This is a genomic window from Caulobacter sp. S45 (assembly GCF_009765965.1).
Lineage (GTDB): Bacteria > Pseudomonadota > Alphaproteobacteria > Caulobacterales > Caulobacteraceae > CAHJWH01.
This window is the reverse complement of the sequence record NZ_LMUL01000014.1, coordinates 1,002,239-1,018,378: the sequence shown is the minus strand read 5'-3', so window position 1 is coordinate 1,018,378 and position 16,140 is coordinate 1,002,239. Positions and strand designations below refer to the sequence as shown.

The 16,140-nt window shown below is 68.7% G+C and carries 19 protein-coding genes; 7 read left to right on the top strand and 12 right to left on the bottom strand.

The features are described 5' to 3' along the window. Window positions 1–6: 6 nt before the first annotated feature. Window positions 7–1,443 (bottom strand): APC family permease, encoded by a 1,437-nt coding sequence (locus GSQ87_RS11720; RefSeq protein WP_158915617.1) that lies wholly within the window; start codon window positions 1,441–1,443, stop codon window positions 7–9. A gap of 14 nt (window positions 1,444–1,457) precedes the next feature. On the opposite strand from GSQ87_RS11720, the gene GSQ87_RS11715 reads away from it, so the two are divergent. After that, entirely contained in the window at window positions 1,458–2,474 is a 1,017-nt protein-coding gene (locus tag GSQ87_RS11715; protein ID WP_158915616.1) for a MerR family transcriptional regulator, read from the top strand. A gap of 40 nt (window positions 2,475–2,514) precedes the next feature. Here the strand turns inward: GSQ87_RS11715 and GSQ87_RS11710 are convergent, their stop codons facing one another. From GSQ87_RS11710 to GSQ87_RS11700, 3 genes are all read right to left on the bottom strand, one after another. Further along, window positions 2,515–3,261 (bottom strand): DNA-binding domain-containing protein, encoded by a 747-nt coding sequence (locus GSQ87_RS11710; protein WP_158915615.1) that lies wholly within the window; start codon window positions 3,259–3,261, stop codon window positions 2,515–2,517. Beyond that, window positions 3,258–4,106 carry a DUF692 domain-containing protein gene (locus GSQ87_RS11705; RefSeq protein WP_158915614.1) on the bottom strand — a complete coding sequence of 283 codons (849 nt, stop codon included), beginning with the start codon at window positions 4,104–4,106 and terminating at the stop codon, window positions 3,258–3,260. The genes GSQ87_RS11710 and GSQ87_RS11705 overlap by 4 nt, the downstream gene beginning before the upstream one ends. A 95-nt stretch (window positions 4,107–4,201) precedes the next feature. Next, complete coding sequence (locus GSQ87_RS11700) at window positions 4,202–4,468, bottom strand: hypothetical protein (RefSeq protein ID WP_158915613.1); 267 nt, start codon at window positions 4,466–4,468, stop codon at window positions 4,202–4,204. A gap of 273 nt (window positions 4,469–4,741) precedes the next feature. Between GSQ87_RS11700 and GSQ87_RS11695 the strand changes: the two genes are divergently transcribed. The 4 genes from GSQ87_RS11695 to GSQ87_RS11680 are packed head-to-tail and all read left to right on the top strand — an operon-like array spanning window position 4,742 to window position 7,129. Next, window positions 4,742–5,017, top strand: a complete 276-nt coding sequence (locus GSQ87_RS11695; protein ID WP_158915612.1) for a DUF2282 domain-containing protein — start codon at window positions 4,742–4,744, stop codon at window positions 5,015–5,017. Between the two features lie 12 nt (window positions 5,018–5,029). Beyond that, window positions 5,030–5,875 carry a DUF692 domain-containing protein gene (locus GSQ87_RS11690; protein WP_158915611.1) on the top strand — a complete coding sequence of 282 codons (846 nt, stop codon included), beginning with the start codon at window positions 5,030–5,032 and terminating at the stop codon, window positions 5,873–5,875. Beyond that, a complete protein-coding gene (locus GSQ87_RS11685) occupies window positions 5,868–6,626 on the top strand; it encodes a DNA-binding domain-containing protein (protein WP_158915610.1) in 759 nt (252 codons plus the stop codon). The genes GSQ87_RS11690 and GSQ87_RS11685 overlap by 8 nt, the downstream gene beginning before the upstream one ends. A 20-nt stretch (window positions 6,627–6,646) precedes the next feature. Next, window positions 6,647–7,129, top strand: coding sequence for a DoxX family protein (locus GSQ87_RS11680; protein ID WP_174241428.1), 483 nt, complete (start codon window positions 6,647–6,649; stop codon window positions 7,127–7,129). A 61-nt stretch (window positions 7,130–7,190) separates the two neighbouring features. Here GSQ87_RS11680 and GSQ87_RS11675 read toward each other — a convergent pair whose 3' ends face one another. The 3 genes from GSQ87_RS11675 to GSQ87_RS11665 all read right to left on the bottom strand — a co-directional run bounded on the left by GSQ87_RS11675 (window position 7,191) and on the right by GSQ87_RS11665 (window position 9,431). Next, complete coding sequence (locus GSQ87_RS11675; RefSeq protein WP_158915609.1) at window positions 7,191–8,171, bottom strand: hypothetical protein; 981 nt, start codon at window positions 8,169–8,171, stop codon at window positions 7,191–7,193. A 125-nt stretch (window positions 8,172–8,296) separates the two neighbouring features. Next, a complete protein-coding gene (locus tag GSQ87_RS11670) occupies window positions 8,297–8,938 on the bottom strand; it encodes an NrsF family protein (RefSeq protein WP_158915608.1) in 642 nt (213 codons plus the stop codon). Next, entirely contained in the window at window positions 8,925–9,431 is a 507-nt protein-coding gene (locus tag GSQ87_RS11665; RefSeq protein ID WP_216839248.1) for a sigma-70 family RNA polymerase sigma factor, read from the bottom strand. Before GSQ87_RS11665 ends, GSQ87_RS11670 begins: the two co-directional genes overlap by 14 nt. 352 nt (window positions 9,432–9,783) lie before the next feature. Between GSQ87_RS11665 and GSQ87_RS11660 the strand changes: the two genes are divergently transcribed. Together GSQ87_RS11660 and GSQ87_RS11655 are read left to right on the top strand one after the other, a co-directional pair. Next, a complete protein-coding gene (locus tag GSQ87_RS11660) occupies window positions 9,784–10,491 on the top strand; it encodes a glutathione S-transferase family protein (protein WP_158915606.1) in 708 nt (235 codons plus the stop codon). Window positions 10,492–10,576: 85 nt separating this feature from the next. Next, window positions 10,577–11,194: a ParB-like protein gene (locus GSQ87_RS11655; protein WP_158915605.1), complete on the top strand. Its 618-nt coding sequence runs from the start codon at window positions 10,577–10,579 to the stop codon at window positions 11,192–11,194. A gap of 8 nt (window positions 11,195–11,202) precedes the next feature. Here GSQ87_RS11655 and GSQ87_RS11650 read toward each other — a convergent pair whose 3' ends face one another. From GSQ87_RS11650 to GSQ87_RS11630, 5 genes are all read right to left on the bottom strand, one after another. Next, entirely contained in the window at window positions 11,203–11,652 is a 450-nt protein-coding gene (locus GSQ87_RS11650) for a DUF2721 domain-containing protein (protein WP_158915604.1), read from the bottom strand. Between the two features lie 39 nt (window positions 11,653–11,691). Continuing rightward, a complete protein-coding gene (locus GSQ87_RS11645; RefSeq protein WP_158915603.1) occupies window positions 11,692–12,669 on the bottom strand; it encodes a hypothetical protein in 978 nt (325 codons plus the stop codon). A gap of 22 nt (window positions 12,670–12,691) precedes the next feature. Beyond that, window positions 12,692–13,660 (bottom strand): lipopolysaccharide assembly protein LapB, encoded by a 969-nt coding sequence (locus GSQ87_RS11640; protein WP_158915602.1) that lies wholly within the window; start codon window positions 13,658–13,660, stop codon window positions 12,692–12,694. A 244-nt stretch (window positions 13,661–13,904) separates the two neighbouring features. Then, the gene (locus GSQ87_RS11635; RefSeq protein WP_158915601.1) at window positions 13,905–14,693 is read right to left on the bottom strand and encodes an aminotransferase class IV; all 789 of its coding nucleotides are present in this window, start codon (window positions 14,691–14,693) and stop codon (window positions 13,905–13,907) included. Beyond that, on the bottom strand, window positions 14,693–16,009 hold the full coding sequence (locus GSQ87_RS11630) for an anthranilate synthase component I family protein (RefSeq protein WP_158915600.1): 1,317 nt from the start codon (window positions 16,007–16,009) through the stop codon (window positions 14,693–14,695). The genes GSQ87_RS11635 and GSQ87_RS11630 overlap by 1 nt, the downstream gene beginning before the upstream one ends. Window positions 16,010–16,140: the final 131 nt, after the last annotated feature.

Here is a 16,140-nt window from a genome sequence, read left to right as displayed (position 1 = left end):
CGCGATCTATCCCTCAAGCTCCGCAATTTCTTCCCGTGCCGCGTGTGGCCCGCGGTAGGCCCACGACCTCTGTCGGCGCAGGATGAGGAGGTGGTACAGGAGCGCGCCCACCACCACGACAGCCGTCGCCGCCAGGCCTTTGGCGCCGGCCCGGTCGTGCAGGTCGAACCACACCACCGCCAGCAGGGCGCATAGCGCCGCCAGGGGCGGAAGCGGGAACAGCGGCATCCGAAAGCCCGTGTTCCGCGTCGCGCCCGATCGCCTGCCGACCAGCACGGCGACGCACAGGCCGATGTACATGGCCACGGAGCCGTTGCCGAGGATCAGCACCAGCACCCTCTGGTCGACGAAACACCCCACCAGGGCGGCGGCGCCCATGACCAGGGTGGCGACCCAGGGCGATCCCAGTTTCGGATGGATGCGCCCCAACTGGCGGCTGACGGGGGTGGGCCACAGCCGGTCGCGGCCGGTGCTGTAGAGCTGGCGGCCGGCCATCAGCGCCACGGCGATCATGGCGTTGAAGATCGCGAGCGCTATGCCCAGGCTCATCATCCTGGCGGTCCATGGCCCCGCCGCACCGGCGATGAAGGCCTGCACCGGCGAGCTGGCCGAGATCAGGGCATGCAGGTCCGGCGCGCCTACCAGCACGCCCAGGACCGGCGCCAGTTCGGTCACCACCGCGACGCCCAGCGCCAGGAACACCACCTTGGCGATCCGGCGAGGGGCCTCGTGCAGCTCCTCGCCCAGGAAGACCACCGAGCCGTAGCCGTTGAAGGCGTAGATGGCGCCGGCCGTGGCCGCGCCCGCCGTCGCCAGCGCGACGGGGACCAGCATCCCGTGGGTGTCGAGCGTGATGGGGCTCAGGACGGCGGCGGCGAGGCTGCGGTGGGGGTGGGCGAAGCCGAGCCCGGCCAGCATCACCAAGGTCAGCATCTCCACGGCGAAGAACAGCCCGGTGATCCAGGCCCCGACCCGGATGTTCAGGATCGCCGTCCCGGTGACCAGCAATACCAGCAGCGCAGCGGTCGCAGTCGCCGGCAGGCCGGGGAAGACCGCGCCCAGATAGGTCGCAACGCCGAGCCCCGAAAGCGATTGGGCGATGCTGAAGCCGAGCAGGTTGAGCCCGAGCGCCGCCAGGCCCCAGGCCGGGCCCAGCGCGCGGCCCAGGATGGTGTACTCGCCGCCGGTTTCGGGAAACGCCGCCGCCAGCTCGCCATAGACCGCCGCCATCGCCAGCCCCAGCAGCGCCGCCGCCGCGAAGCAGAGGAACACGCTGGTCCCCGCCTGTTTGATCACGTCGGAGCCGACGATGAAGACGCCGATGCTCGGGGACAGGCACGACAGGGTGATCAGCAGCGCGCCGAGCCCGTGCATGCTCGGCTTCAGGCTGGTCTCGGCGAGGCTGGCTCCGGGCGGCTGGCCGATCCTGTCCTGCGGCGTCATCGGAATATCCCCGTATGGACAGCGACTTCGAGCGATCGGCGGGACCTTGGGCGAGAGCGCCGCGCCCCACAAGCGGTTCGGGCTGGGATTGCGGATTACAGACGGCGAAGCCGGCGCACCGCCCGTTTTCGCGCCTCGACAACCCTCTTGCATCGGCCCCTGGGGCAACCCCTACAGAAGGCGGGGTTCAGGGGAGACGTCTCGGCATGAGCATGGAAACCGGCCGGTGGTTCGGACCTGGAGAGATGGCGAAACGGCTTGGGGTCACGCCCAAGGCGCTGCGCATCTACGAAAGGGAAGGACTGGTCGCGCCGTCTCGCACGGAGGGCGGATGGCGCGCCTATGGTCCGGCCCAGGTCGAACGCCTGCACCAGATTATCGCCCTGCGCGATCTGGGTCTCTCGCTGAAGAGGATCAAGGACCTCCTTAGCGCGGATGCGCCCAGCCTCCTGGCGATCCTGGCCCTACAACAGCAAGCCCTGGAAGATCAGCGTCGCAAGATCGATCGCGGGCTTTCATTGCTGGTGAAGGCCCGCGACACGCTCGCCGCCGGTCACGCCCTCACTCTGGACGATCTCACCCAATTGACCAGGGAGACCGTCATGCAGACGCAATTGATGTCCGAAGACACCAAGCAAAAGCTCAAGGATTTTATCAGACCTCATGTTTCGGCGGAGGAAATGGATTCCGTGGCCGGAAACATACGCGCCTATATGTCTGAAGCCGGGATAACGAAGGAACAGATGCTGGCCGATGTCGAGCGGTTCATGATCGAAATCCGGCGTGTGATGGAAACGAGCCGGGATGCGAACGATCCGGAGCTAATCGCCGCCTACCGGCGATGGTATGTGCTTGTTGGAAAAGCGCCTCGGGCCGACAAGTCTATCCGGGCGGCGATATATGCGGGAGTCGAAGAGGCCGCCGCCGATCCCGAGCTTGGTCCCAAGATGCCGTTCGACGTGGCGACCCTGGCCTTCATCAAGGAGGTCGTCGCCGGGATGAAGGCGCGCGGCGAGTTCGAGGCGGTGTAGTCTGACGGCGCGGTGTTGCTTGCCGCGACGCCGCGCCTTTTCACTCAGCTCCGCAAACCAGCCCGTCCTGAATCCACGAGGCCAGCAGACCGCCGATAAGCTGGGACGCCTGCGCCTCGTCCATGCCTTCGGACAGGGTCGTGCAGACGCCGCCGAATGGCTCGCCGGCCAGCACCAGACTCAGCGCGTGGTGTTCGGCCGCCTCGATGGTGCGGTACTGGGGCGACAGGGTCTGGCGCCAGACGCGGATGGCGGCGGCCTGGGGCAGTGGTTCCGCCGCGGGCGGCGTCTGGTCTTCCGCGATCGCACCCCAGATCGCCGCGCAATTGGTGGCGACCTCGCCGACCTTCAGGGTCGGGACCAGGGTCAGCACGGCGGTGTCCCAATCCACGGCGGCCAGCGCTTCGGGGGAGATGGCCTCGGCGTTGGGGCCGTCGAAGGCGCGGCGGAGCGTCCAGTCCAACCAGGCCAGCTCTGCGACTTCCGGGTCGTCCGGGTAGAGGGTGTTGAGCGTGGCGGGAAAGTCCTCGCCATAGTCGCCCAGCGTCCAGCTACTGGGCGGATGCGCCTCGACATGGCGGCGCGCGGCGGCGTCGAACCCTTCGTCGCCCAGCCAGGCCCAGGTCTTTTCGAAGGTGTCGCGCAGGCCGGCGAACAGTTGGGCGCGATAGGCGTGATGGTAGACGGCCAGACCGGCTGCGGGATCGCCGCCGAGCCGGGGCCCGATCTCCGGCGCGCCGGACAGGATGTAGTCGCGAAACCCGCGCTGGAGGTCGAGCAAGCTCATGCCGCCAGTCCTCGTCCCCGGACGCCGTTGGCCCGTGCGCGGGCGATCTCCAGTTCGCTCAGCAGCTCGCCCAATGGCGGGATGTCGTCGTCGCGCTCGATCATCACCGCGACCTGTCCAAGGCGCCGACTGGCCAGTTCGTACAGCGCCCAGACCGGATCGGGCACGGGGGTGTCGTGGGTGTCGATCAGCAGACCGCGCCCGGCGCTGTGACCGGCGAGATGGACCTGGCGGACGCGCTCGGCGGGGACGCCTGCGATGTAGGCTTCGGGCGAGAACCCGTGATTGGTCCCGCTGACGTAGATGTTGTTGATGTCCAGCAGCAGATAGCAGCCGGTGCGCGCGCACATCTCGCTCAGGAACCCCCACTCCGTCATCTCATCGTCGGCGAAGGTCAGGTAGCTGGATGGGTTTTCCAGCACCAGCGGGCGCTCCAGCACGTCCTGGACCCGATCGATATTGGCGCAGACCGTCTTCAGGGTGTCTTCGGTATAGGGCAGGGGCAACAGGTCGTGGGAGTTGAACCCCTCCACGCCGGTCCAGCACAGGTGATCCGACACCCACAGCGGGCGCACCCGGTCGGCGAGCTGCTTGAGGCGTTTGAGGTAGTCGAGCTTCACCCCGTCCGCCGAGCCGATCGACATCGAGACGCCGTGCATGGCCACGGGATAGCGCTCGCGCACCGCGTCCAGCACGTGCAGCGGTCGCCCGCCGCGCACCATGAAGTTCTCAGAGATGACCTCGACGAAATCCACCTGTGGCTCGCCGGCCAGGAAGTCCTGGTAGTGCGGCGGGCGCAGTCCCAGCCCGAAACCCTGGAAGGTCGGCAGTGTCGGCTCGCGCATCGTCTTGACGATCCTGAAGTCAGGAGGACCCGGCCGCTCCCGAGGCCGGGTCCTCCCAAAAGCTATGACCGGCGTTCGCCGGTCGGTCGCGCCGCTTACTGCGGGGCGGTTTCCGAGCCATGCTGGGCGGCGCAGGCCTTGGAGGACAGCGCCTTGAAGCCCTGGCCCTTGCAGTCGTTCTGGCCCTTGCAGTCGTGGGTGCCGGACTTGCAGTCCGAGGTGCCCTTGCAGGAGTTCACGCCGTAGCAATGGACCGTGGCGGTCGCGGCGGAGGCGACCGAGGGGGCGGCGGCGGTGGCGACGCTGGTGAGCGCGAACAGGGCCGCGGCGGACGCGATGGTGGCGGACTTCAGATTGACCATGAGAAGCATCTCCTAGGTGAGGGCTGGCCGGCCGCTTATCGGCTGGACATGACGAGGTTCGCCGGCGGGCGGCTCCCGGTTACAGAAACAATGCTGCGGAATTTTTGCTTCCGCGACTGTTTTCGACGGCCTTTGTAACCGCGGCTGAAACACGGCCGAACACCTCGCTGTGACCCGCTCTTCAGCGCCTCCCGGGTCATCAGATGGCGGTTCCGGCCCAAACCCCCGGGTCGGGACCGTTGTCTGCGAGGCGACAACCGGAGACCTGAAATCATGTCTATCAACAAGACCAGCGCCGTACTCGCGGCCACCCTCATGGCCTCGCTCGCCGCGGGCGCCGCCCATGCCCAGGGCGCCGCCAAGCCGATGGAGAAGTGCTACGGCGTGGCCAAGGCTGGCCAGAACGATTGCAAGGCCGGCGCCGGCACCACCTGCGCGGGCACCAGCAAGGTGAACTTCCAGGGCAACGCTTGGAAGTTGGTCCCGGCCGGCACCTGCACCAGCATCAAGACCTCCAAGGGCCTCGGCTCGCTCACGCCCAAGGCCTGAGGTCGAACGACCATGACCCTCACCGCAGGCCTGGGGTTCAAGCTCGAACACTTCGACGACGCGTCGATGTGCCGGGCTCAGGGCCTGTGGTTCGAGGTCCATGCCGAGAACTACATGGTGGATGGCGGTCCGCGTCTGGCCGCGCTCGGCGCCTTGCGCGACCGCCATCCGATCTCCCTGCATGGTGTGGGCCTGTCGATCGCCTCCGACACGGCCCCCGATGCGGAGCACCTGCGTAGGCTGGCGGCGCTGGTGCGGCGCGTCGAACCCATCGCGGTGTCGGACCATCTGGCCTGGCAAAAGTGGGACGGCGTCCACCATTCCGACTTCCTGCCTTTCCCGCGCACACGCCAGGCGCTCGACCGCGTGGTGGACAATGTCGGGCGCGTGCAGGACGGGCTGGGCCGGCCCATGCTGGTGGAGAACCCCTCGCTCTATGTCGATCTCCCTGGCCACGAGATGAGCGAGATCGAGTTCCTGTCGGAACTCGCGAAGCGATCCGGCTGTGGCCTGCTGGTCGACGTCAACAACGTCTTCGTCAGCGCGTCGAATATCGGGATCAACGCCGCGATGTGCATCGACGGCTTCCCGGCCGACGCCGTCGGCGAAATCCATCTGGCCGGTCATTCCCCCGACCCGGATATCGCCAGCAACCTGCTGATCGACAGTCATGACGCGCCGGTGGCCGACGAGGTCTGGCGGCTCTATCGCCGGCTGATCGCGCGGGTCGGACCGCGCCCGACCCTGATCGAGCGCGACGACCACATCCCGCCGTTCGACACGCTCATGCTCGAGCGGGACCGGGCGCACGCGATCCTGGTCGACGCCGACCGCGCGCGGGCCCCGGTCCATGTCTGACGCGACGCATCCCCAACCCGTGAATCAATCCGAACTCGCCCGGTTCCAGCAGGCGTTCGGCGCGGCGCTTGCCGGGCAGGGCGCAACTCCTGTCGCGGGTGGATCGGCCCTGGCGCGCGCGCTGGCCATCCATCGCAACACCTCGGCCAAGGCGGCCCAGGATGCGCTTGCGGCCAACTATCCGGTGGTGCGCGCCCTGTTCGGGGACGACGCCTTCAGCGCGTGCGCGGGGGCCTTTGTGTCGGCCGAGCCGCCGCGCGAACCCCGGCTAAATGCTTACGGTGCTGGCTTTCCCGCCTTTCTGCAGGACTACGCGCCGGCGGCCGAGCTGTCCTACGTCCCCGACGTGGCGGCGCTGGAGCGGCTGCATGTCGAGGCGTTGTTCGCGGCCGATGCGACGTCCCTCGACGGCTTGGCGTTGGGCGCGGCCCTCGATCCCGAGGCCGTCCTGCGCCTGCATCCCGCCACCCGTTTCACCGCCTTCCCCAGCCCCGCCGTCGGCATCTGGCTGGCCCATCGCGACGGGGACGAAGCGGCGCTGGGCGAGGTCGTCTGGCGGCCCGAAGCCGTGCTCGTGACCCGTCCCGGACTCGACGTGCGGGTTGAACGGATCAACGCGCCGGCCGTGGCCTTCCTGTCCGCCTGCGCCTCGGGCCAGACCCTGGGCGTGGCGGCGACCGCCGCCGCCGAGGCCGGCGGCGACCTGCCCACGATGTTCGCCATGCTCATCACCGCCGGGGCGTTCGCCTGACGGCTTCAACGGAGACCGCAATGATCGCCCTCTATTCCAGGATCGCCGCCAGGATCGACCGACTGATCCCTGGCGCCTTCCTGCTGCTGACAGCCCGCTTCGGAGCGGCGGCGATCTTCTTCCTGTCCGGCCGCACGAAGGTGGATGGCGTCCTGCACATCAAGGACGCCACCTACACCCTGTTCCAGACCGACTATAAGTTGCCTTTCGTGCCGCCGGTGATCGCCGCGCACGCAGCCACCTATTCGGAGCACTTCTTCCCCATCCTGCTGGTGCTGGGCCTGTTCAGCCGCGTGGGCGCGCTGGCCCTGTTGGGCATGACCTGTGTGATCGAGATCTTCGTCTATCCCGACGCCTGGCCGACGCATCTGAGCTGGGCCGGGCTGCTGCTGCCGATCATCGCGCGGGGCGGCGGGGCGTGGTCGCTGGACAATCTGCTCGGGCTGGACCCGGCCAAGGGCCAGGCCCCGCGCGACTACGCCCAGGCGACGCTCGCGCACTGAACGTCAGGCGCGGGTCGGGGGTTCGCGCCCCGATCCGCGTCCGTCTTGCCGTCTTCGGGCCTCACGCTTTCGGAGGCGCGGTGATCTGGCGGCGGACCCAGGCCAGCGGCGCCTTGTCGTCGAACACGACCTGGCCGTCCTGCATGCCGACGCCGAGCTGGGCGAACAGGGTGTCCAGGTCGACCCGGTCGGGGGCGTCCTTGACCTGGGCGTACAGCTCCGACAGTTCCGTCCCGCCGGTGGCGGCGTCGCCGGCCGCCATCACCTGGTCCACGCTCCAGTCCGCGACATTGCCGCCGCTCTTGCGGTTGATCGCCTGCATCGCCGTCTGGACGCTGAGGCGGCCATGGGTCCGCTGGCGGATGCGCACATCGGCCTGCAGCCAGAAGGCCGCGCCGCCCCAGTAGATCCGGCCCCAGGCGTGCGTGCCGTCCAGGCCCTGGTCATCCGACTTCGGCTGGCCCTTGGGCATGCCGACCAGGGTCCAACGCCAGACCTCCTTCGGATCGAGCTGGCCGGCCTGGGCGCGGGCGATCGGCTCGACATAGGTCGCCTCGCCCTCCTGCAGCCACAGGCTGCGGCGCGGCACGGTGGGCAGCGCCAGATGGGTCATTTCGTGGACCAGGATCCAGTCGCTGTGGAAGGTGTCCGCATCCGCCCGCCGCCCGACATGGATGCGGATCGCCTGGCCGGCGTAGCCGAAGGTCGTGCCGGTGCGGATGCGGTCGTCGTCCTCCGCCACCACCAACAGGCCCACGCGCTGCGCGGGGAACCGGCCGAAGTAGGTTGAGACCGCCGTGGCGCTGGTGCGGACCCAGGCGAGCACGCGGGCGCGATCCAGGCCCGGTGCGCCATCGGCGAACAGCACGTCGATCTCGCTGCCCCCGATGGTGAGCCTGGCGTCCGGCGGCGACTGGCGCAGGGCGGCGTAGATGGCGTCGCCCTCCGCGTATTTGTCCGGCGACTGGGCGAGCAACGGCGAGGAGGCAGCCAAGACGCCCACGGCGGCGGCCAATAGCGAGACCTTGGTCGACAGCGCCACAGCTTGTCCTCCGGGCGCCTGGCCTCGACCCGGATCGATCGGTGGACCCTCAGCCGGAGCGGCGCCTGTGACTTGGGTTCGCGCCATCGGTCGAGCCGGTTACAGTGTCAACTCAGTCCCGGCCCTCACCAGCGCGTGAGCAGCGGCAGCAGCGCGCGGGCATAGACGATGGTCACAGCGCACCCGACGCCATACCAGATCGAGACGTACAGCGGATCGTCATGGGGGCAGGCGAACACGAACACGAAGGCGCCCCAGGTCGCCGCCGCCACGCCCACCGCCAGCGCGGTCCCGCGCCGGTGGGTCGGAGCCCCCCGCCGCATCAGCACGGCCAGCAGCACCAGCATGGGCAGCGCCAGGACGCTCATCACCATCACGCACTGCAATCCGCTGCGCCAGTTCAGGCGCATGGCGAGATCCGGTTGATGGTGCATCGGCGCGTTGACGATCCCGCCGACGACCAGGGCAGCGGCGACGGCGGCGGCGATCCACCACAGGCCCCGCTTCGGCGAGATCGAGGGGTCGAACGACAGGATCGCCGTGCCCAGCCCCAACAGCGCCAGCACGCCGAAAGTGGCGAACTTCCACCAGAGCGCGGGCTCGGCGATGGCGAAGCGCATGTCCGGCCGCATCGAGCCCACGCCCAGGAACATGGAGAGCTCCAGGGCGCAGAGCAGCCCGATCGCCAGGGCGTCGCCCGTGGACGTGCGCCGGCGCACCGGCTCCAGGTCGGCGACCAGGCTGTCGAGCAGGTCATCCATCGGCATAGGCCTGGCTCTGCACCGTGAGCGTCAGCCGGGCGAGCCCGCGATGGATGTTCACCTTGACCAGGGAGGCGGACTGTCCCGTCCGGGCGGCGGCTTCCTCGACGCTGAAGCCCTGGATCTTCACAAGGCGGATGACCTCGGCCTGGGCGGGTTTCAACCCGGCCAGCAATTGTTCGAGCACCGTGGCGCTCACCACCGCGCTTTCATGGTCGGGCACCGAGATGTCCTCGCTGAGCGCCTCGGTCGGAAGCCGCTTCAAGGCGCGCAGACGGTCGATCCACTTGTAGCGGGCGATGGCGGCCAGCCAGGGGGCGAAGGGGCGGTTGGTGTCGTAGGTGTGGCGCTTCTCGTGCACCGCGATCAGCGTTTCCTGCACCGCGTCGTCGACGATCGAGGGCGGCAGGCGCCGGGTGTAGTAGCGGCGCAGCCAGGGACCGAGCTCTTCCAACAGCCGGCGATAGGCGGCGCTGTCGCCAGCCTGCGCGGCCGCCATCAGCCCTCCCCATTCGCTATCGGACATTGCGCTCCCGCCAAGCCTGACGGCCCCAGTCTGGAACACCGCACGACCGAACGCCAGACCTGGCCTCGATGCATCGGAACGTCCCGGCTGGAGGTATACCCCCGTCTCGGTCTCTTTCGAAGTGCGACCTTGCCTGTGTTTGGGGCGGTTTGGCGGCGATGGCGGGCGGTCGCTCGGATCACCAAGCCCTCCCGATGTTTCAGCCGCCGGCTCCAGCGATCCCACCATGACGCGCACTGTGTCTGGACAGCGCGAACGCGGATGGTTCTGGTGTTCGGGTCAGGCTCGTCCAAAGTCCGATCCAGAACCATTTCGGGAGAAACCGGTGATCCGCTTCTACTTTCACCCCACGCCAAACCCCGCAAAGGTGGCGCTCTTCCTGGAAGAGGTCGGTCTTCCCTATGAAGTCGTCCCTGTGGATACGAACAAGGGCGAGCAGCACGCGCCGGCCTTTCTGGCGATAAACCCCAACGGCAAGCTTCCCGCGATCGTCGACACCGAAGGTCCCGGCGGCGCGGAGGCGCGAGTGTTCGATTCCAGCGCAATCCTGCTTTATCTCGGTGACAAGACCGGACGCTTCATGGGCTCCCCCGCCGATCGTGGCGAGCTGCTGTCTTGGCTGTTCTTCATCGCCACCGGGATCGGCCCCTTCTCCGGGCAGGCGGTGCATTTCCAGCATTCCGCGCCGGAAAAGCTCCCTTACGCCATCAACCGCTATCGGCGCGAGATCGAGCGGCATTACCGCGTGCTGGACGACCATCTCGAGGGCCGCGACTACATCGTTGGCGACAGCTATTCGATCGCCGACATGTCCGCCTGGGGATGGCTGGACCGCGCGTTCAGAGTGCTGGACGAGAAGAACGACCCGCTCGCCCCGTTTGCGAACCTGAAGCGCTGGTTCCAGCAGATCGACGCTCGCCCGGCGGCTGTTCGCGCCCGCGCCGTCGGCAAGGACCACCCGTTCAAGAAGGAGCAGGACGAAGAGGCGCGGCGTGCGCTGTTCCCGTCCAACTATCCGCTGGCTGCGCAATAGGCCGTCGCCACGTCGAACGGGTGGAAGGCGCGTGCTATAGGGCGACGGGCGGCGGAACCGCGCCTGCGCCGTTCGGGACGTCCAGATGACACGCGACCCCTTGCTCGACACCATTTCGATCGCAGAGCTTCGCCCGACCCAGATCACCGTCGGGCTGCACGAGGTGTCCGAGAAGCGCCGCCGCTGGGCCGAGCTGACCGAGGAGAAGCGCAAGGTCTTCCTCGGACGACACATGGTTCCGGTGCTGCTTGGGCCGAAGGGGCGCCGCTACGTCGTCGATCACCACCACCTGCTGCGCGCGCTGCACGAGGAGGGCTGCAAGGAGGTGTTGACCACCACGGTCAAGGACCTCAGCTCTTTGGACAAGGACCCGTTCTGGACCTTCGCCGACAACAGCGGCTGGTGCCATCCCTACGATGCGGCGGGGGTTCGCCAGGGCTTCGGCGACATCCCTAAGAGCATCGACGCCATGAGCGACGATCCGTTCCGCAGCCTCGCCGGCGCCCTGCGGCGGGCAGGCGGCTGCGCCAAGTCGGCTGCGCCGTTCAGCGAGTTCCTGTGGGCCGACTTCTTGCGGCGGCGGGTCAAGCGCAAGGCGGTGGAGACCGACTTCGCCGCCAGCGTGGTCGAGGCCCTGACCCTGGCCAAGTCCGCCGACGCCAAATACCTGCCGGGGTGGTGCGGGCCCAGTTCGGACGACTAGGGCGCGTCCTATCGCGGCGAAGCGGCTCCCCGGTCGGTCAGGTTGCGCACGCCCCGGCTGGCCAGCAGCATCTCGATCACGAAGGCGGCCAGCGCGCCCATGGTCAGCAGGAGGGCGCCGCCGAACAGCAGGAACAGCATGTTCGCCGCCCCCGACTCGCGCACCGCGCCCAGAAACAGCACCAGGGCCGCGCCGCAGGTCAGGGCGCCCGCCAGGGCGGCCAGCACCACCGCCAGGTCCAGGAACTGCGAGCGCAGGCGCAGGATGTGCAGTCGCTGGTGGCGTTCGGCGGTGTGAGCATCCTCGCCCTCGAACACCAGCTTGTCGACCTGGTCCGCCACGCGGCCCAGGCGCGTGGAGAAGACGCTGAGCAGGGTCGCGACGCCGGACAGCAGGAAGATCGGCGTCAGCGCGAGCTGGACGATATGGGCTGCGGTCTCGAGCGTCGGCGTCGTCACCCCCGCCCACTGACAGTCTCCGCGCCATTGTCAAGCTAGCTAGTGGCGGGCGGCGAGCGCCTGTCCAGCGCTGCGAAGGCTTCGCGCCAGTTCCGTTGGGTTATAGAGCGATCTCGCCTGGTCGGCTTCCACCGGCCGGGCCCAGGTCGGTGTGCGCACCAGCCAGGCGATCAGGGCGGTGCGTGCGTCGGGCTTGCGCCGGGCGCGGACATCGGCGACCGCCGCGCTGAGGTCGAGCGCCGCGACACGCACGCCGGCCCGGTCGCGAGGGATCGCGCCGTAGCGCTCGTCGATCAAGGCGAGTTGCGAGCGGGCGGACTCCACCATCAGTATCGCGGTCTCGTCGTCGTTGCGATCCAGCGCGGCGATGGCGACCTGCACGGCCCGGCGCGCATCGGAGATCGGCTGTTCCACCCGCACCGGTTCGGTTTCGCGCGCCGCGCATGCGGAGGGGGCGAGGGCGCGGACATAGGCGGCGAGGCCCTTCAAGACGCCGGGCGTGGGTTCGGCTCCGTCGAACTCCTCGGTGATCAGTCCGTGGATGAAGAGGGGCAGGGCCGGGTCGCCGTTCGCTTGGCCGATCTTCAGCCGAGCCTTGTCGCCGCCGAGGTCGGGGATCGGCTTGGGGTTGTCGATCCCGTCGCCCCGGTGGCTGCTGAACAGCGAGGAGGTGACGTCGGCGGTCCCCGGTGCGCCGGACAGGCCGGGAAAGAAGAAGCTCGGATTGGTGCGTCCGTTGCGATGGCAGCTTTCGCAGTCCAATCCAGCCCGCGAGGCTTGGCCGCCGAGCAGGAGCGGAGTGCGGAAGGCGGCGCGCCCGACCTCCACCTCATAGGCGGCTTCGGCGCCCCGTGGTTTGCGCAGGCACTCCACCGGGCTACGGGTCAGGACGGCGACAGGGTCGGCGCTCGATGCGACCCAGCGCGCGGCTCGGATCGACGGGCCAGCGGCCAACGCCGCCGCGCCCGTCGCCAGCACCAAGCCGCTCAGACCCGCAATCGCCCAGGGATGGCGCATACAACGGCGCCGATCCGCCGCCCTACAATCCCGACGGCTCGCGACCGGCGTCGATCCAGCGGCGCAGGTCTTCGGCCTCCACGCAGCCGAAGGTGCAGGCTTGCTCCAGCTTGGCCAGCATCTGGCGGGCGCCGGGCAGGTCGCCCCGGATCACCTTCAGCTCTCCATAGTATTCGGTGGCCCCGACATGTTCCGGATAGATGTTCAACGCCTGCCGGTAGTAGGTCTCCGCCTCGTCGAGATGACCCATCTTGCGGTTGACGTAGCCGATATAGGTCAGGATGTCGGGGTGCGGGCCGAACGCCGATTGCGCGGCCTTGAGTTGGGTCAGGGCCTCGGCGTAACGGTGCTCGTTGATCAGGTGCACGGCGTCGACATAGTCGTGGTCGCCCGCTTCCGCCTTGGCGAACATCAGGTTGGGCCGCTCCAGCGCCGCCGCTGGTCCGGGCGTCCCGCTGGCGGCGGGCGTCGCGGGGGTCACGGCGGCCTGTACGGCGGCGACGGAGGCCTTGAGCTGGTCGGCTTCGGGACAGGTGTCGCCACAGGCGGTCGCGCGGGTCTGCAGGGTGACGAGCTCGGCCTTGGCCTTGTCGGCCTGACCGAGCTGGGCCTCGGTCACCGCGAGCTCCCGGCGTGCGCCGATGTGCTGTGGGTCGGCCTTGAGGGTGCGATCGTAGAAGCGGGCTGCGCCCTTGAGGTCCTTCTCGCCGGCCTTGGTCAGGCCCATGGCGAACAGGGTGTTGGCGTCCTTGGGCACGACTTCCAGCACGTGGCCGAAGGCGCGGTCGGCGTCGCGATACTCGCCGCCCTTCAGCGCCGCGACGCCCTTCTGGTATTCTTCGACGGCGTTATAGGCGGGCGCGGAGACGCTGGGTGCGCCGCCGCCGAAACCACCGCCGCCGCCGCCGCCTCCGGACGCCAGGGCCACGCCTGCCATGGCGCAAAGCAAAACCGAGGCCGACGCCCCGACCAACGCGTTCCTTGCCGACATCGCCATGATTCCGTGGGTTCGATCCAAGCCAAGCTGGCGAACATAAATCTTCGCGGAATTGAGGCGAAAAATGGTCAGATGGCCCGAGTCAAAATAAAATATTGTTTTGAACCAAAGGTGGCCATGACGGCACGCACCTCCCCTTTTGGAAGGGCTGATCCACAGCCTCCGATACTTGTTCGCTATACTTCGCAGCCGTCTCGAAGTGGTGATCTACCTTGGACGATCAAGGATGGCCATACGGCTAGCTGACGGTGCTCCGAAGGTCGGCCATCAGGTCCAGCAGCGCGGGGCCCGGCGCGGAAAGTCCGGTCCCGTCGAGGCTGCGGATCGCAACAGCCGGCTGGAGGCTGTTGGTCAGGAAGCCTCCATCGCAGGCCAGCAGGCTGGATATCGGTGCATGGACCTCGCGGACCGTGAACCCATGCCGGAGCGCGATATGCAGCGCCACATCACGCACAACGCCGTCTAGGACCCCGCAGTCGAGCGCGGGGGTGTGCAGCTCCCCATGCGCGATCCAGAAGATGTTGGCGGCGGCGGCGCAGGCGACCGAGCCGGCATGGTCGCAGAGCAAGGCCTCGTCAGCCCCGGCGGCGATGGCTTCCGCCCGGGCCAACACATTGTCGAGATAACTCAGGGTCTTCAGGCGCGAGAGAGGCGAAGATGCGTTGCGGCGGATAGCCGAGGTGTGCAGCACCATGCTGGCCAGGGGAGGCGCTGCGGGAGACGCCGTGGCGAGCAGGCGGGGCCGGGTTGGCGAAGGGGCGGCGAGGCCGCGCGCGCCATCGCCGCCGGTCCAGGTGAGGCGCACCGCCGCGCGTCCCGTCACCAGTCCCGCCGCTTCGAGCGCAGCCCGAGCCGCCTCGGCGCATGCGGTCCGGTCGGGCGGGGGCAGGGAGAGCGCGGCGCATCCCCGCGCCAGCCGGTCGAGATGAGCCTCCCAAAGCGCCAACCGTCCTTCGACGGCGAGGATGGTCTCGAACAGGCCGACGCCCAGCGTCAATCCACGGTCGCTGGCGGGGACGGTCTGCATCAACGGCGCTCCAGCACGGTGCGGATGGCGGCGATCTTGGCCAGCGCCTCGGCGTCCTCGGTGTCCGGATCGCTGTCGGCGGTGATCCCCGCACCAGCTCGGGTCTCGAAACGCCAGCCACCGGTCTCGTCCTGTGCGAAGGCCAGGGTGCGGATCAACACGTTGGAGTCGAACGCCCCGTCGATCCCGGCCCAGAACAGCGAACCGCAGTAGGGTCCCCTCGGCGGTTCGTGGCGGGCGATGACCTGCATGGCCTGCAGCTTGGGCGCGCCGGTGACCGAGCCGGGCGGGAAGGCCGAGGCGAACAGGTCGAGCGCGCCGCAGTCCGCCCGCAATCGACCGCTGACGATGGACACCAGGTGGTGGACGTTGGCGAAGCTCTCCAACGTGCAGAAGGCGTCCACCGTCACGCTGCCGGGACGGCAGTTCCGCGCCAGGTCGTTGCGCATCAGGTCCACGATCATCAGGTTCTCGGCCCGGTCCTTGACGCTGGCCGTCAACTCGGCGGCCAGCGCCGCGTCCCGCGCGGGGTCGGCGTGGCGCGGGCGCGTGCCCTTGATCGGTTGCGAATGCGCCCGCCCGTCGGCGGCGACGTGCAGGAAGCGCTCCGGCGAATTGCTGACCACCGCCAGGCCGGGCAGGCGCAGATAGCCGGCGAAGGGCGCGGGGCTGTCGGCCGTCAACGCCGCCAGGACGTCGAACGGAGCGACGCCGGGATCGAGCCGGCCTTCCCAGGCGCGTGCGATATTGGCCTGGAAGACCTCGCCGGCCCCGATCGCCGCCACCACGTCGGCGACGGCTTTGGGATAGGGCTGTGACGCGGGACAGGCGAGGAAGTCCGCCGTCGGCCGCACGGTTGGGCGAGGCGGCGCATCGCACATAGACCGCGCGGCGGCCGCGCGCGCTTGCGCCGAGGATTCGGTCACGCCCCGGCCTATGGCCCAGGCTCGGCGGCTATGGTGATCGAAGGCGACCAGGCTGTCGTAGACGCCGCCGATCAGGTCGGGCCAGCCCGCCTTTCGGGCTTGAGGCGCGGTCGGTTCCAGCGTCGCACTCCATTCGTAGCCGGCCAATCCCATAGCCCCGCCTTGGAAGGGCGGCAGGTCCGCGTCTGTCGTGGGGGTGATGGTCGAGAGTTCGGTAGACAGCGTCTCCAGGCGGTCGAATGTCCGGATCGGCTCCCTGGCGACATAGGACCAGCGACCCGCGCGCGAGCCGTCCGACAGCAGGGCCAGGGCGAAAGGCTCGTCGGCATAGGGGGCGACGACGTCGAGTGGGTCACGCCACGGGACGGGGATAAGGGAACGGGCCTGCATCGCGGGAGGGATGGGCCATGCCGCTGCAAACAGCAACGCTGCCGATGCTTCGCGTGCTTCGAGACGAGGGTTTGGGGAACCTATGAACGCTCGTCATGCTGAGGAGCCCCGAAGGGGCGTCTCGAAGGATG